Annotated in this window: 14 protein-coding genes and 1 other RNA gene; 11 read left to right on the top strand and 4 right to left on the bottom strand. The window is 51.2% G+C overall.

Annotated features, from left to right (window positions below):
* The first annotated feature begins 123 nt into the window (after nt 1-123).
* The 3 genes from KNO72_RS02925 to KNO72_RS02915 all read left to right on the top strand — a co-directional run bounded on the left by KNO72_RS02925 (nt 124) and on the right by KNO72_RS02915 (nt 2462).
* Entirely contained in the window at nt 124-1338 is a 1215-nt protein-coding gene (locus KNO72_RS02925) for a DASH family cryptochrome (protein WP_214757168.1), read from the top strand.
* A 74-nt stretch (nt 1339-1412) separates the two neighbouring features.
* Nucleotides 1413-1599: non-coding RNA, 6S RNA (gene ssrS / locus KNO72_RS02920), on the top strand.
* Nucleotides 1600-1694: 95 nt separating this feature from the next.
* Nucleotides 1695-2462: a tRNA threonylcarbamoyladenosine dehydratase gene (locus KNO72_RS02915; RefSeq protein ID WP_214730874.1), complete on the top strand. Its 768-nt coding sequence runs from the start codon at nt 1695-1697 to the stop codon at nt 2460-2462.
* A gap of 12 nt (nt 2463-2474) precedes the next feature.
* Here KNO72_RS02915 and KNO72_RS02910 read toward each other — a convergent pair whose 3' ends face one another.
* Nucleotides 2475-3791 (bottom strand): replication-associated recombination protein A, encoded by a 1317-nt coding sequence (locus KNO72_RS02910; RefSeq protein WP_214730876.1) that lies wholly within the window; start codon nt 3789-3791, stop codon nt 2475-2477.
* 60 nt (nt 3792-3851) lie between these two features.
* On the opposite strand from KNO72_RS02910, the gene cymR reads away from it, so the two are divergent.
* Genes cymR through KNO72_RS02890 form a run of 4 tightly spaced genes read left to right on the top strand, consistent with a single transcriptional unit; the run spans nt 3852 to nt 7205 of the window.
* The gene (cymR, locus tag KNO72_RS02905; protein WP_031421454.1) at nt 3852-4259 is read left to right on the top strand and encodes a cysteine metabolism transcriptional regulator CymR; all 408 of its coding nucleotides are present in this window, start codon (nt 3852-3854) and stop codon (nt 4257-4259) included.
* Nucleotides 4260-4276: 17 nt separating this feature from the next.
* On the top strand, nt 4277-5413 hold the full coding sequence (locus KNO72_RS02900; protein WP_214684592.1) for a cysteine desulfurase family protein: 1137 nt from the start codon (nt 4277-4279) through the stop codon (nt 5411-5413).
* Nucleotides 5414-6535 carry a tRNA 2-thiouridine(34) synthase MnmA gene (gene mnmA, locus KNO72_RS02895; RefSeq protein WP_015881190.1) on the top strand — a complete coding sequence of 374 codons (1122 nt, stop codon included), beginning with the start codon at nt 5414-5416 and terminating at the stop codon, nt 6533-6535. It begins immediately after the preceding gene.
* Nucleotides 6423-7205 (top strand): tetratricopeptide repeat protein, encoded by a 783-nt coding sequence (locus tag KNO72_RS02890; RefSeq protein WP_312048438.1) that lies wholly within the window; start codon nt 6423-6425, stop codon nt 7203-7205. The genes mnmA and KNO72_RS02890 overlap by 113 nt, the downstream gene beginning before the upstream one ends.
* 44 nt (nt 7206-7249) lie before the next feature.
* Here KNO72_RS02890 and KNO72_RS02885 read toward each other — a convergent pair whose 3' ends face one another.
* From KNO72_RS02885 to KNO72_RS02875, 3 genes are all read right to left on the bottom strand, one after another.
* Nucleotides 7250-7696, bottom strand: coding sequence for a hypothetical protein (locus tag KNO72_RS02885; protein WP_078146588.1), 447 nt, complete (start codon nt 7694-7696; stop codon nt 7250-7252).
* Nucleotides 7693-7968: a hypothetical protein gene (locus tag KNO72_RS02880; protein WP_078146589.1), complete on the bottom strand. Its 276-nt coding sequence runs from the start codon at nt 7966-7968 to the stop codon at nt 7693-7695. Before KNO72_RS02880 ends, KNO72_RS02885 begins: the two co-directional genes overlap by 4 nt.
* A gap of 62 nt (nt 7969-8030) precedes the next feature.
* On the bottom strand, nt 8031-8579 hold the full coding sequence (locus KNO72_RS02875) for a VOC family protein (RefSeq protein WP_240499799.1): 549 nt from the start codon (nt 8577-8579) through the stop codon (nt 8031-8033).
* A 118-nt stretch (nt 8580-8697) separates the two neighbouring features.
* Here KNO72_RS02875 and KNO72_RS02870 point away from each other — a divergent pair, with 118 nt between their 5' ends.
* The 4 genes from KNO72_RS02870 to KNO72_RS02855 all read left to right on the top strand — a co-directional run bounded on the left by KNO72_RS02870 (nt 8698) and on the right by KNO72_RS02855 (nt 14919).
* Nucleotides 8698-9384, top strand: coding sequence for a magnesium and cobalt transport protein CorA (locus tag KNO72_RS02870; RefSeq protein WP_078146591.1), 687 nt, complete (start codon nt 8698-8700; stop codon nt 9382-9384).
* A 70-nt stretch (nt 9385-9454) separates the two neighbouring features.
* Nucleotides 9455-11662, top strand: a complete 2208-nt coding sequence (gene recD2 / locus KNO72_RS02865) for an SF1B family DNA helicase RecD2 (RefSeq protein WP_251024820.1) — start codon at nt 9455-9457, stop codon at nt 11660-11662.
* A 310-nt stretch (nt 11663-11972) separates the two neighbouring features.
* The gene (alaS, locus tag KNO72_RS02860; protein WP_047795481.1) at nt 11973-14615 is read left to right on the top strand and encodes an alanine--tRNA ligase; all 2643 of its coding nucleotides are present in this window, start codon (nt 11973-11975) and stop codon (nt 14613-14615) included.
* A 37-nt stretch (nt 14616-14652) separates the two neighbouring features.
* Nucleotides 14653-14919 carry an IreB family regulatory phosphoprotein gene (locus KNO72_RS02855; RefSeq protein ID WP_015881196.1) on the top strand — a complete coding sequence of 89 codons (267 nt, stop codon included), beginning with the start codon at nt 14653-14655 and terminating at the stop codon, nt 14917-14919.
* Nucleotide 14920: the final 1 nt, after the last annotated feature.

Genomic DNA, 14920 nt, shown 5'->3' with positions numbered 1-14920 from the left:
CCCCTTTCTCTTCTAGAAGAATATATTCCACACAATTTGATTTTGAAAACATATTTCAAGCACATTCCAGCCTCATGACGGAGATCATAACCCATCATACTATAGAGTGGAGGAGGTCTATCGATGAAAACAATCATTTGGTACCAAAACGATTTACGTGTTGATGATCATTTGCCGCTCGAAGAAGCACTTCGCCATGACGATCCGATCGAAGGTCATTTTTTCATCAGTCCGAATCAGTTTGTTGAAAATCGTTATGGCGTCATTCCACTCGGGAACGAACGACTGCATTTTCTGAAGGAGTCATTAGAGGATGTGGCCGGCTCACTCGATGCACTTGGAATCCCATTTTACGTGCACGTCGGTCATCCGCTCGAAATGCTCGATCCATCCGACCGTCTCTTGTTTCAACGGGCCATCGGGTACAATGAGCGCCGACGTGAAAATGAAGTGATCAAAAAATGGAAAGGGACGTACGAGACGTTCGAAGGATTTACGTTGTTTGAAAAAGAAGATATCCCGTTTGAGAAAATGCCGTTTCTCTTCACGGAGTTTCGAAAAGCGGTCGAATATGATGTACGTCCCCGAGAACTGATTTCCCGTAAGGCGACGGCTGCCACACGCGAGGTGCCGTTCCCATTTTCGATTCAAGAAGTAAAGCAAGACCCGAGGACGGCGTTTCCGTTCAAAGGTGGCGAATTGGCAGCGAAGCGTCGATTGAATGACTATTTGTCCGTGCCGATTCGAACGTACAAAGAAACGAGAAATGGTTTTGGTGTCGATGACTCGACGAAGCTATCTTCTTATTTAGCGAACGGCTCGTTATCCCCACGACGGGTATTCTTTGAACTCGAGGCACATGAACGAACGCATGGGGTAAATGAATCAACGTACTGGCTGTACTTTGAACTATTATGGCGTGAGTTCTTTCAATGGGTCGCACTCGAGCAAGGGAAAAAGTTATTTCGATCACAAGGCATCCGGTCGAAACGGAAAGACTGGCGAGTCGAGGCGGATGTCATTGAAAAATGGCGAAAGGGAGAGACGGGTGTTGATTTCGTAGATGCGTTTATGCGCGAACTGAATGCGACGGGATGGATGTCCAATCGGGGACGACAAATCGTGGCCAACTATTTCGCAAAGGAGTTGAAACAAGATTGGCGTTACGGGGCTTCCTACTTTGAATCGAAACTAATCGATTACGACGTGGCGAGCAATTGGGGGAATTGGGCGTACCAGGCGGGTGTCGGGAACGACTCACGCGACCGCCGTTTCAACATCGAGCGTCAACAGTTCACATATGACTCGGACCGTGCGTTTCGTAACAAATGGTTGTGACCAAACTGTCACGTGAAGTCGGCGTTTCTCATTGACTTCTTTTTACAGAAGCGCTATAGTTAAATCAACAGATGGGATACCTGAGGTGTACGAGAGCCGCCTTCGTTATTTTGAGCCAACACTTTGAATACGGGAGACCGAACTGCTAACCAGATCAACTGCCTCATCACGTGCAGGAGGACTTGTGAAGGAAACGCTAGGTCACCCACCTGCATACGCAGGTTCAAAAGCAAGGCATCGTCACGGCACTCCGGGCCCCATCGATTTTTTTGTAAATACGTCGCGAGACGTCTTTTTTTTGATTATAATTCCGAGTAAAATAGTATGAGAAAATAGAATTAGTTGGAGGAAGAAATATGCTACACCAGTTTTCACGAAATGAATTGGCCATCGGCTCTGAAGGCCTTGATGCTTTAAAGAATAAAACGGTCGCGATTTTAGGCGTCGGCGGTGTCGGCTCATTTGCGGCCGAGGCACTTGCGCGCAGTGGCGTCGGACGCATCGTCCTCGTCGATAAAGATGATATCGACATCACGAACGTCAACCGACAAATCCACGCACTATTGTCGACGGTCGGTCAACCGAAAGTCGAAGTGATGGGGAAACGTCTCCTTGACATCAACCCGGACTTAGACCTCGTCCAATTGAAGATGTTCTATACAGAAGAGACATATGAAGAGTTCTTCGCTCAAAACATCGACTACGTCATCGATGCGTCAGACACGATCATCTATAAGATTCATTTAATCGTAGAATGTAAGCGTCGCGGCATCCCGGTCATCTCAAGCATGGGGATGGCGAATAAGATGGATCCGACACGCATCAAGGTCGTCGACATTAAAGATACGTCATATGACCCGATTGCGAAGATGGTCCGTACTCGTCTACGTAAAGAGAAAATCTACAAAGGCGTCCCCGTCGTCTTCTCGGACGAATCTCCAATCGTGACACGCGAAGACGTGAACGAGGTCGTCGGGAAGAAAGACGCGCCGATCCGCAAAGCGAAGATGCCACCGAGCTCGAACGCGTTCGTTCCATCGGTCGCAGGGCTTGTCGCTGCCGGCTATGTCATTAACGACTTGCTTGAAAAAGCGGGCGTCGAAATCAATCGCATTCAAAAATAAAACGACGCGGGCTCATTTCGAGTCGCGTCGTTTTTCCCAATAGTCGAGCCGCTTTTGGATTTGTTGCTCAAATCCACGTGGCGTCGGTTTATAGTAATTTGGTCGTTTTCTAGCCAAATTCTCTGGCCAGTAGTTCTGAGGAACGAATCCGTCTTTTTCGTCATGTGGATATTTGTATCCGACCCCGTTTCCGAGTTCACGTGCTCCTGGACTATGGGCGTCACGCAGGTGTACGGGTACAGGCCCACCCTCAACTGTCCGGACGTGATGGAGCGCCTTGTCAATCGCGGTGATGACCGCGTTCGATTTCGGTGCGGTCGCCAAATAGAGAACAGCCTCGGCAATCGGGATGCGGGCTTCCGGGAAACCGATGTACTCGCTCGCTCGTGCTGCTGCATCGACAATGAGAAGTGCGTTCGGGTCGCTCATTCCGATATCTTCGGCGGCATGGACGTAAAGGCGACGCATGATGAAGCGTGGCGATTCGCCAGCCTCGATCATGACGGCTAACCAGTAAAGCGCAGCATCCGGGTCAGACCCACGGATCGATTTGATGAACGCCGAGATGACGTCATAATGTCGATCACCCGTCTTATCGTATTTAATCGACTTCTGTTGAATCGACTCTTCCGCGACCTCAAGTGTGATATGAATCTCTCCGTCCACCTCAGGCGTTGTCAAGACGGCGAGTTCGAGTGCGTTCAATAGGACACGGTAGTCACCATCCGCCATTTTGATATAATGGTCTGCAGCAGCTTCATCCATCTTGACGGGATAACTTCCGAGACCACGTGAGTCGTGTAGCGCCCGCTCAAGGACGATACGTAACTCCTCGGCACCTGGTGGCTCAAGTCGAAATACGGTCGCCCGTGACAAGAGAGCGGCGTTCACTTCAAAACTCGGGTTTTCGGTCGTCGCTCCGATGAGGACGAGCTTGCCAGACTCAAGGGCAGGGAGGAGCGCGTCTTGTTGGAGCTTATTGAACCGGTGAATCTCATCTAAAAAGAGAATCGTCCGTTCGTCCTCATAATCATACCGGGACTCCGCTTCACGAATGACGTTCCGCAATTCATCGAGTTTGGCCGTGACGGCGTTCAATTGGACGAATGTCGCTTTCGTGTAATTCGAAATAACACGGGCAAGTGTCGTCTTACCGGTGCCAGGTGGACCATATAGGATAATCGTACCGAGTCGGTCGGCTTCGATGGCACGGCGAAGCAGCTTGCCCTCGCCGATGATATGGCGCTGTCCGATCACGTCATCTAACGTTTCGGGGCGCATGCGGTTCGCGAGCGGTCCGCCATTCGATTGATGAAACAAATCAGGCATACGTAACCATTCCTTTCGACAAACGTTTGTTCGATTAGTATAACAGAAGGAGACTTGAAGATGAAAATATCTACAAAGGGCCGCTATGGCTTAACGATCATGATTGCATTAGCGCGTGAAACAGATAACAAGCCGCTCAGTTTAAAGAAGATTGCCGCACGCCATGAGTTGCCGGAGCATTATTTGGAGCAATTGATCGGTCCACTTCGTAACGGGGGACTCGTCAAGAGTGTACGGGGTGCGTACGGTGGCTACCAACTCGTCAAACCGGCAGAAGAAGTGACAGCAGGTGAAATCATTCGCTTGCTCGAGGGACCTTTAGCCATCGTTGAAGATTCTGAAGCAGATGATGCGGTGAAACGCAAGCTTTGGGATAAAATCAAAGAAGCCATCGATACCGTCCTTGACGAAACGACACTCGCGGACCTCGCTGAAGAAGAGTCAGACGGCTACATGTTTTATATTTAAGAACGAGGTGACCTTAGATGAACTATTTTGATCACGCTGCGACGACACCGATGCGACCGGAAGTCCTTGAAGCGATGACACCGTACTTTTTAGAGACGTATGGGAACGCGTCGAGCATCCATGGGATTGGACGTAACGCCCGGGCGGCGCTCGATTCTTCACGTCGCGTCCTCGCGAAGTGGATTGGTGCTTCACCGAACGAGATTGTATTCACGTCAGGTGGGACGGAGTCGGATAACTATGCCTTGTTCGGTGCGGCACATGCCCATCAGGAAAAAGGCAAACATATCATTACGACAAAAGTCGAGCACCACGCCGTGCTTCACGCGATGGAACAGCTCGAGCGTGAGGGCTTCGACGTCACGTATCTCGATGTCGATGTTTCGGGAGCCGTCACTGTCGACGCCGTTCGTTCAGCCTTACGGGATGACACGATTCTTGTATCGATCATGTATGGCAATAACGAAGTCGGGACGCGCCAACCGATTCACGAAATCGGTGAGTTGTTACAAGATCACCAGGCTCTCTTCCATACGGATGCGGTACAAGCGCTTGGTACAGAAGAAATTGATGTGAAGGCGATTCATGTTGATTTATTGTCGGCGTCCGCACATAAAGTGAATGGGCCAAAAGGTATCGGTTTTCTTTTCATGAAAACAGGTGTAAAATTAGCGTCACGTTCTTTCGGTGGACAACAAGAACGTAAACGTCGAGCCGGCACGGAAAATGTTCCGGGTGCCGTCGGATTCCAAAAAGCAGCTGAACTCGTCATGGCAGAGCGTGAAGACCGAGTGACTCTCTATGAGTCGCTCGATTTGGCACTACGTCAGCGTCTTGACGAACTAGGCGTAACTTATGAGGTGAACGGGTCAAATCGTTTACCTCACATCGTGAACTTATACCTTCCTGGAATTGACCTTGAACCCTTCCTCATCATGATGGATATGCGGGGCATGGCGATTTCAAGCGGAAGTGCCTGCACGGCAGGGTCGGTCGAACCGTCCCACGTATTGTCGGCGATGTACGGGGATTCAGAGCGGACGCGTCAGTCTGTTCGAATCAGTTTTGGCCACGGTAACTCGGTCGAGGACGCGAAACGGCTCGCGGAGCGACTACAAGAAGTCGTCTCGACATTTATGAACGGAGTGAGATAGATGAATTTACGCACGAAAGCCCCTGAAGAGACGACGGTCGTCGTCGGCATGTCAGGTGGCGTCGATTCATCGGTGACGGCCCATGTGTTAAAAGAGCAAGGGTATAACGTCATCGGGATTTTTATGAAAAACTGGGACGACACGGACGAGAACGGTGTGTGTACGGCGACAGAGGACTATGAAGACGTCATCGCCGTCGCGAACCAAATCGGGATTCCGTATTACGCGGTCAACTTTGAAAAGGAATATTGGGACCGCGTCTTTGAATATTTCTTAGCGGAGTACCGTCTCGGTCGGACACCGAACCCGGACGTCATGTGTAACAAAGAAATCAAATTCAAGGCGTTCCTTGACCATGCGCTTCGACTCGGTGCCGATTTTGTCGCGACTGGACACTATGCGCAAGTGAAATATGTCGATGGCGAGCACCGTCTGTTACGAGGAAAAGACGACAACAAAGACCAAACGTATTTCTTGAACCAATTGTCTCAAGACCAGCTCGCGCGGACGATGTTCCCGATTGGTCATATGGACAAGAAAGATGTACGTGCGATTGCCGAAGAAGCAGGACTCGCGACGGCGAAGAAAAAAGATTCGACGGGAATCTGCTTTATCGGTGAGCGGAACTTTAAAGAGTTCTTATCGGAATACCTTCCGTCACAGCCAGGAGAAATGCGGACGCTCGACGGTGTCGTCAAAGGACGTCACGACGGGTTGATGTATTATACGCTCGGACAGCGTCACGGTCTCGGAATCGGTGGGGACGGTGATCCTTGGTTCGTCGTCGGAAAAGATGTCGAGAACAATGTCTTGTTCGTCGGACAAGGCTTCCATCACGACGCGCTCTATTCAGATGCGCTTCTCGCTTCGAAACTGTCATGGACGGGAGCCGCTCCTACAGGAGAGTTCCGGGCGACTGCGAAGTTCCGTTATCGCCAACAAGATGTGCCGGTCACGGTCGCTCCACTCGAAAATGGCGAAGTCCTCGTCAAGTTTGACGAGCCACAACGTGCCATCACGCCAGGACAAGCGGTCGTCTTCTATGACGGCGACGTCTGTCTCGGTGGGGCAACGATTGACGAAGCGTACCGCAACGGCAAACGACTCGACTATATCGGATGAGGTGATTGATATGAACGCAAACGAACAAGGCATCCAAGCGATGCAGCAAGGTGAATTCGAACAGGCAGCCAAACATTTCAATGAGGCCATTGAAGCGAATCCGACAGACCCGACTGGTTTCGTCAACATGGGGACGTTGCTTCAGGCGATCAACGATTACGATCGTGCCGTCATCTTCTATGACAAAGCGATTGAACTCGATGGCTCGTTCGGTGCCGCGCACTATGCGAAAGGCGCCCTTGCCTATGAACTTGAGCAATTGGAGTCAGCGGAGGCGTCGCTTCGCCAAGCGCTCCTTTCGGGGATGGACGATGCCGATCTTCACTTTATGCTGGGCTTGACGTACAAAGCGATGGGTGACTTCGTTCGTGCGATGCCACGCCTGCGTGAAGCGAAGAAGCAATCGCCGGAAGACGTAGAAATCACGTTCCAGTACGGACTTGCCCTCGCGCAAAGTGAGCAGCTCGAAGAGGCAGTCGTTGCGTTAGAAGAGACGCTCGACCTTGATGCGAGCCATACGGATGCCCGTTACAACTTGGCGATCGCATATGCGTTCTTAGGTGACCAGGAACGAACGTATGCTGAGTTGCAACGCGTCCTTGAGATGCAACCCGATCACGAACTCGCACGTGACGCCATCGCGAAGATGGATGCACTGCTCGGTAACTAAATTAATATAGCGCTTCTCGCAGTTTTTGCGAGAGGCGCTTTTTGTTAGTCCCAATAATGGAAAATGACGTTACCGACCGTCTCTGGTTCCCAATATTTGATTTCTCCGCGTTCCGCCTTGTTCAGAAACGGCTGTAGCGACAAATCGAACCGCTCATTCAACTCAGCCGCTGACGGAATCTGATAGGTGTCAGGAAACATGTCGGTCAGTTCGGGTACATCGATGAATTCATATTGAAACGGTTCGAGTTTGGAGATGCCGATGACAGGATAGTTTCTGCTGAGCAGGACATAGATGGTTTGCTCACTCCATGTGATACTCGCCTGGTGATAATTCGGAGTGATTTCGTCCCCAATGGTAAAGGAACATATTCCTCGTTTAATCCGGGTGAACTCAAAACAAATCGATTTGAACGTCTTCCAATCTGACCCTGGGGCGGAACAGTCGCCGTATGAAAAGCCGGTGATACATTCAGGGAGGGTGAGCGTCATGCGGACACCTCCCCGATGACCCAAATCAAAAGATTAAAAGTCATCAATACAAGCGTGCCGGAGAGCGCGAGGTAGCTCCACAAGACACGCTTTCCGGACTTGGCTCGTCGTACACCATCCATCAAAATCAGGAAACTCGTCCCGAGTGAGACGAACGCCAACGCTGCAAACGAAGTGGGTCGGTCGAGCGTGGGAAACGCATCGATCACAAAATACAGCCCAAAGGTGAGCAAGCCTAAACAAGCCAAGAAGAAAAGCGGGAAGAAACGCATATAGCACGACCTTTTCCATTTTCTCTCATCGTATCATGTGGGTTGTCGAGCGTAAATGTGAATCAGAGCTGTTTCGTCGTGATTTTTACGGGCTCGCCGCCGAACTCACCGTAGGCCTCGTCCATGTTTTTCGTGTATAGCTCGATCACGTTCTTGCTCGGGTCTTTGAAGTAGGCCGAGCGCTCTTTACCGTTGACCGTCTCGTCCTCGTCCCACGTCCGGAGTTTCGTCGGGATGTTTGATGCCTCTAACACTTCGAGCGCTTGGTCGAACGACTCCATCGGAACGAAAAATGCGCAGTGGACGTGGGCGCCGCCTTCATCATAGAGCGTGTCCCACTCGGTCACGTCCTCTTGGCGGTTCGATTCTTCTTCCGATGTGAACTCTCGTTTCAGCCAGAGGCCGAGACGGGTGTTCCCCCCGACATAGAGCCACGTCGCCCAAGGTTCGTCCGCCTGTTCCTGTGCTTCGCTCGGCTCGGCATCGTCACCGACCCATTGTTCGACGACGGGAAGTCCGAGCTTGCCGTGCCAAAAATCGACGGCCTCGGTCATGTCGGTCACTTCTAACACGAGTTCACACAGGCCACTGATTGGAATACGTTTCGTCATACATAGTCCCTCCTTCATAGGTTCACTCGAACAGTTCCCGCTTTGATTCGACGAAAAACGTGCATAGCCGTCCGATTGTTCGGGAAATGGATTAGCAATGTGAGAGGGGAGAAAGCATATGCGGATGTTTAGTTTGGTCAGCGTCGTTATTTTTTTCATCATCGAATGGTTCATGCTCGGTCGTCTGTTCATCGAAGTCGATAATCGTCTCGCGACGGGCGAGTGGACGAATAATCTCTTGTTCCGGGTCGTCGTCGAGTCGGAACGGGCGACGACCGTGCTGTTACTCCTGTTTGCGACATTTTTTGTAATCGGTGTCGTCATGCATTGGATATTGTCGGCGAACAAGTCCTGGTCCGTGACGTTTGGTGCGGTCGGGGTGGCGTGGGTCGTCCCGGCCTTGCTTGCCCTCGTGGCTTGGTTCATCCCGAACCCGTACGTCCAGCTAGGGATTATCGTGTTGCAGCTGTCGTTCATCCCGCTCGTCCCGTTCGTCGGACAGACGGTACGGCTCGGTCACGTCGTGTTGAACTGGGGCGTCCACGTCATCGCCGCGGGACTTGTGCTGTTGATTCAGCGACCATCGCTTGAGCAACTGTTTCGTGTCGAGCGGACCGAGCTGTTCGAGCGGCTCGAAGGTTATGTTAATTCGGGGGAGCTGGAACGGTTCGAACGACTGCTTGAAACCGTGGACTTGGAGCAACTTGAGCGCATCTTGAACCGAATCGATGTCGATCAGCTGATTCGGATTCTTGAACGTGTCGACCTCGACCAGCTCGAGCGCATCCTCAACCTGTTCAGTTAGGCGATTTGTCCTACCGTTCAAACTCGGGCTATAATGGATGATGGAAAAATAGCTGGAGGTGTCGGATATGATGGCAGCACCTTATGAGTTGACTGGAAAAGTCATTCGAGTCCTGTTTCAATCAGAAGAAGAGGCGCATACAATTGCGCTCGTACGTATAAAAGAAAAGAATTTTGAGACGGATGAGACCGAGATGGTCATCGCTGGCGTCGGAGTCGGCATTGAGAAGGGCGAGACGTATAAAGCGCACGGTCGTCTCGTCGAACACCCTCGATTCGGAAAACAGATGAAGGCGGATTGGATTCGCCGTGTCGTCCCGATGACGAAACGGGCTGCCGTGCGATTTTTAACGAACGGGTCTTTCCCTGGAATCGGTCAAAAAACGGCGCAGAAGATTGCGGATTCTCTCGGGGACGATTGTATCGACCAGATTGTGAAACATCCGAGCATCTTGTCCGAGGTAGACGGATTGAAAGAAAAGCAGGCACGTGTGATCACCGAGCGCCTGAACGTTTTATATGGGGTCGATCAGTTGCTTTTGTTTCTCGCTCCATTCGACGTGACGCCACGTCTCGCCTCGAAAATTCATAAAGAGTATGAAGGACGGGCGATGGAGACGATTGAGAAGAATCCGTATGCGCTCATGTACGACGTACAGGGAATTGGATTCAAGACGGCGGATGCCATCGCGGCACATTTTGGGATTCAAGGCATTCATCCTGAACGCATCGCGGCAGCCGTGCTGTACGTATTAGAACTCGAGCAAGGGAACGGTCATCTCTACGTGACGGCGGATCAACTCGAAGCCGAGATGCCTCGAATCATCGGGGCCGATCCGGGTGATGCGCTCGTCACGGCGCTCGAATCGCTCGCTAAAGAAGAACGGGTCGTCATCGAGGATGGGGTCGTCTATCATCCCCGTGTCTTCCGTGCCGAACGGAAGGCGGCAGAAGAGTTGGCCCGAATCATGGCGACATCGACGACAGAGGACGTGGACATGACGACCATCTTTGACGCGGTCGGACGTGTCGAGGAGATGTTCTCGATTGAATATGCCACTCAACAGCGAGAAGCGATTGAACTTGCTCTCAAGTCACCGCTCATGGTTCTTACCGGTGGACCGGGTACCGGGAAGACGACGGTCGTTCGAGGAATCATTCATGCACTTAGCGATGTCTTCGATTGGAAGTTAGAACCCGTTCCGAACCAACCGCTCCCGTTCGTCTTGGCCGCACCGACGGGTCGAGCGGCGAAACGCCTCAGTGAGTCGACCGGGCTACCGGCATCAACGATCCACCGTTTGTTAAAGTTCGACGGTAGTTCGTTCCAAGTCGATGAGACGAATCCACTTGTCGGGAAAGTGCTCATCGTCGATGAGGCGTCGATGATTGACATCTTTTTGTTCCGAAGTTTGCTTAAAGCGGTACCGAACGGCATGAAAATCTTGTTCGTCGGAGACCGTGATCAGCTCCCATCTGTCGGACCGGGGCAAGTACTTGCCGATTTGATGGCGACAGAAGGGATTCCAGTCGTTCGCCTTGACGTCGTCCATCGCCAAGCGTCGGAGTCAAGTATCCTCCGTCTCGCTCATTCGTTGAATGCGAAGAAAATGCCAGACGATTTGTTGGCGTCACTGCCGGACCGGCGTTTCTATACGGCGAATCAAGAGACGGCACTTCAAGCGATTTGTCAGATGGCAGGAGCGGCTCTCCGAAAAGGATATTCACCGTTTGATATTCAAGTGCTCGCACCGACATATCGGGGTGTCTGTGGAATTGATGGGCTGAATGAAGCACTTCAGAACGTATTCAATCCAAAATCGAGTGCCCGTGAAGTGAAACATGGGACGCGCATTTACCGCAATGGCGATAAAGTGCTACAACTCGTCAACAACGCCGAGGAAAACGTTTATAACGGGGACATTGGAGAAATCACGAACATCTTCTACGCGAAGGAAAACGTTGATAAGGTCGACAAGATTTATATTCGATTCGATCAGACAGAAGTCGAGTACAACCGTAGTGAATGGGACCAGTTCACCCATGCCTACGCCATCACGATCCATAAGTCACAAGGGTCCGAGTTCCCGATCGTGCTCATGCCAGTCTTCTTCAACGGAGGATTCCGATCGTCACGAAACTTGATTTATACAGCCGTGACTCGGGCGAAGAAGAGCTTACTTTTGTTCGGTGATGTGCGTGCGCTTGAGGCGGCGACGCGAGAAGAGGAACCAGTGCGACGGACAAAATTGGTCGAACGCTTAGGCGGGAAGTCTTGACGTCTTTCCGAACGCGTGTGATAATGACGAATAGACAACTGAAACGATACAGACGATGAAGGAAATGAGTACGTCGTCACCACCTCTACAGAGACATCTTCCTAGGCTGCGAGAAGATGGAGGTCGGCCGGCCGAAGCTATTCTGGAGTCCCCACTCAACCTGGGCGCCTCATCCACGTTAACGGATGTTCGAGGCACGGTGTATACCGTGCGAACGAGGGTGGTACCACGAAGCGATGCTTTCGTCCCTTTCCACAGGGGCAGGCATCGCTTTTTTTTCGTTTCGTTCAGAAATAAGGAGGAATTGTTCATGAAACCGCTCAAATCATTGACTGGCGCACAAATTCGCCAAATGTACTTAGATTTCTTCAAATCAAAAGGGCACAGCGTGGAGCCGAGTGCTTCACTCGTACCGGTCGAAGATCCGACTTTGTTGTGGATCAACTCAGGTGTTGCGACATTGAAAAAATATTTTGATGGACGTGTCATCCCAGCGAACCCACGGATCGTCAACGCTCAAAAATCGATTCGTACGAACGATATCGAAAACGTCGGGAAGACAGCACGTCACCATACGTTCTTCGAAATGCTCGGGAACTTCTCAGTCGGTGAATACTTCCGTGAAGAAGCAATCACATGGGGATGGGAACTGTTGACGAGCGACGAATGGTACGGACTCGATCCGGACCGTCTCTCCGTCACGATTCACCCAGACGATGAAGAGTCAAAACAAATCTGGATGAACCTTGGCATGCCAGCTGACCGCATCATCCCGCTAGAAGATAACTTCTGGGAAATCGGTGAAGGTCCATCTGGTCCAAACACGGAAATCTTCTTTGACCGTGGTCCAGCATTCGGGGACGACCCGACAGACCCTGAACTTTATCCGGGTGGGGAGAACGAGCGTTACCTTGAAATCTGGAACATCGTGTTCAGCCAATATAACCATGACGGACATGGAAACTACACAGAGCTTCCGCGTAAAAACATTGATACAGGGATGGGACTCGAACGGATGGCGAGCGTCCTTCAAGACGTACCGACAAACTTCGATACCGACCTCTTCATGCCGATCATTCGTGAAACTGAAAAAATCAGTGGCGACGTATACCGTCAAGACAGTAGCAAAGATGTTGCGTTCAAAGTCATCGCGGACCACATCCGTACGGTATCGTTCGCAATCGGTGACGGGGCACTCCCATCGAACGAAGGACGTGGCTATGTCCTCCGTCGTCTTCTCCGCCGTGCGGTCCGCTATGCGAAGATGCTTGGTATCGAGCGTCCGTTCATGTATGAGCTCGTCGACGTCGTCGGTGACATCATGGTCGACTTCTACCCGCAAGTGAACGAGAAGAAAGACTTTATCAAGAAAGTCATCAAGAACGAGGAAGAGCGTTTCCACGAAACGTTGAACGACGGACTCGCGATTTTGAACGAAGTCGCAAAAGCACAAAAAGCAGCTGGGTCAAACATCATCAGCGGTCAAGACGCATTCCGTCTTTATGACACGTACGGCTTCCCGCTCGAATTGACAATCGAATATGCAGAAGACCATCAGATGACGGTCGACGAGGACGGCTTCAAAGAAGCGATGAATGAACAACGTGAACGTGCACGTCAAGCGCGTGCTGACGTAGAATCGATGCAGATTCAGTCGGGTGTGCTTGCAGACATCACGATGCCATCGACCTTCCTCGGATACAACAACCTTGAGACGAACGCAAAAATCATCAGCTTGATTCACAACGGCGAACTCGCTGACGTCGTCGCTGCAGGGGAAGAGGCACAAGTCATCCTCGATCAGACACCATTTTACGCTGAGAGCGGCGGTCAAATCGGTGATAAAGGACAAATCGTCGGAGAAGACTTCCTTCTTCGCGTAAAAGATGTGTCGAAAGCACCGAACGGACAGAACTTGCATACAGTCACGGTCGAGTCAGGTGTGGCGAAAGCGGAAGTAGCCGTCACGGCTTCTGTCGACCAAGCATCGCGTCAAGCCATCGTCAAGAACCACACGGCGACGCACCTCTTGCACCGCGCACTCAAAGATACGCTCGGGGAGCACGTCAACCAGGCCGGTTCACTCGTGACACCAGACCGTCTTCGTTTTGACTTCTCTCACTTCGGTCAAGTGACATCAGAAGAGCTTCAATCCATTGAGCGTCAAGTGAACGAGAAGATTTGGGCATCGATCGGTGTCGATATCGAAGAAATGAACATTGCGGATGCGAAAGCAAAAGGCGCGATGGCACTCTTCGGCGAGAAGTATGGTGATGTCGTTCGTGTCGTATCAGCAGGGGATTACTCGGTTGAGCTTTGTGGTGGGATTCACGTCTCCAACACGGCTGAAATCGGACTCTTTAAAATCTTGTCTGAATCAGGGATTGGCGCTGGGACGCGTCGAATTGAAGCGGTCACAGGAGCTGGCGCATATGAAGTGATGAACCAGCAAATCGAAACGCTCGAAGCGACAGCGAAGTTGTTGAAGACGAAACCACTTGAAGTTCCTGCACGCGTACAAGCACTTCAAGCTGAAATCAAAGAAGTCGAGCGTGCTTCAGAGTCGCTTAAAGCGAAGCTTGCCAACATCGAGGCATCTTCATTAACGGATGCGATTGAAACGATTGGCGGCGTCCAGTTGATTGCGAAACGCGTCGATGGACAAGACATGGATGCCCTTCGCAGCATGGTCGACGACTTGAAAGGGAAACTCGGCTCTGCTGTGATTATCCTTGGGTCGGCAAATGGGGAGAAGGTCAACCTCGTCGCAGGTGTGACGAAAGACCTGAACGACCGTGGCTTCCATGCCGGAAAACTGATTAAAGAAGTCGCGACACGCTGCGGTGGTGGCGGTGGCGGTCGTCCAGACATGGCACAAGCAGGTGGCCGAGATGCAACAAAACTGGACGAAGCATTGAAGTTTGCTTCACATTACGTCGAATCACTGGCATAATAGAGTGTGAAGTGCAAACGGAAAGAGGTGGATTCTTGTGAGCCAAATGGATCGCACGATGCAATTCAATTTTCCAGAAGATGATCAACGTGCTAACACACGTGAGACGCTGATTACGGTATATCAAGCACTCGAGGAAAAAGGTTATCAACCGATCAATCAAATCGTGGGATACTTACTGTCAGGTGACCCTGCCTACATTCCACGTCATAATGATGCGCGAAACTTGATTCGCAAAATTGAACGGGATGAACTTCTCGAAGAGTTGGTCAAATCGTATTTGAACGATCGTAGAGAGGATTAAT

The sequence above is a fragment of the Exiguobacterium sp. s123 genome, from assembly GCF_018617075.1.
Classification (GTDB): Bacteria; Bacillota; Bacilli; order Exiguobacteriales; family Exiguobacteriaceae; genus Exiguobacterium; species Exiguobacterium profundum.
Note: the sequence above shows the minus strand (reverse complement) of the source record. Positions and strands in the feature narration are given on the sequence as shown.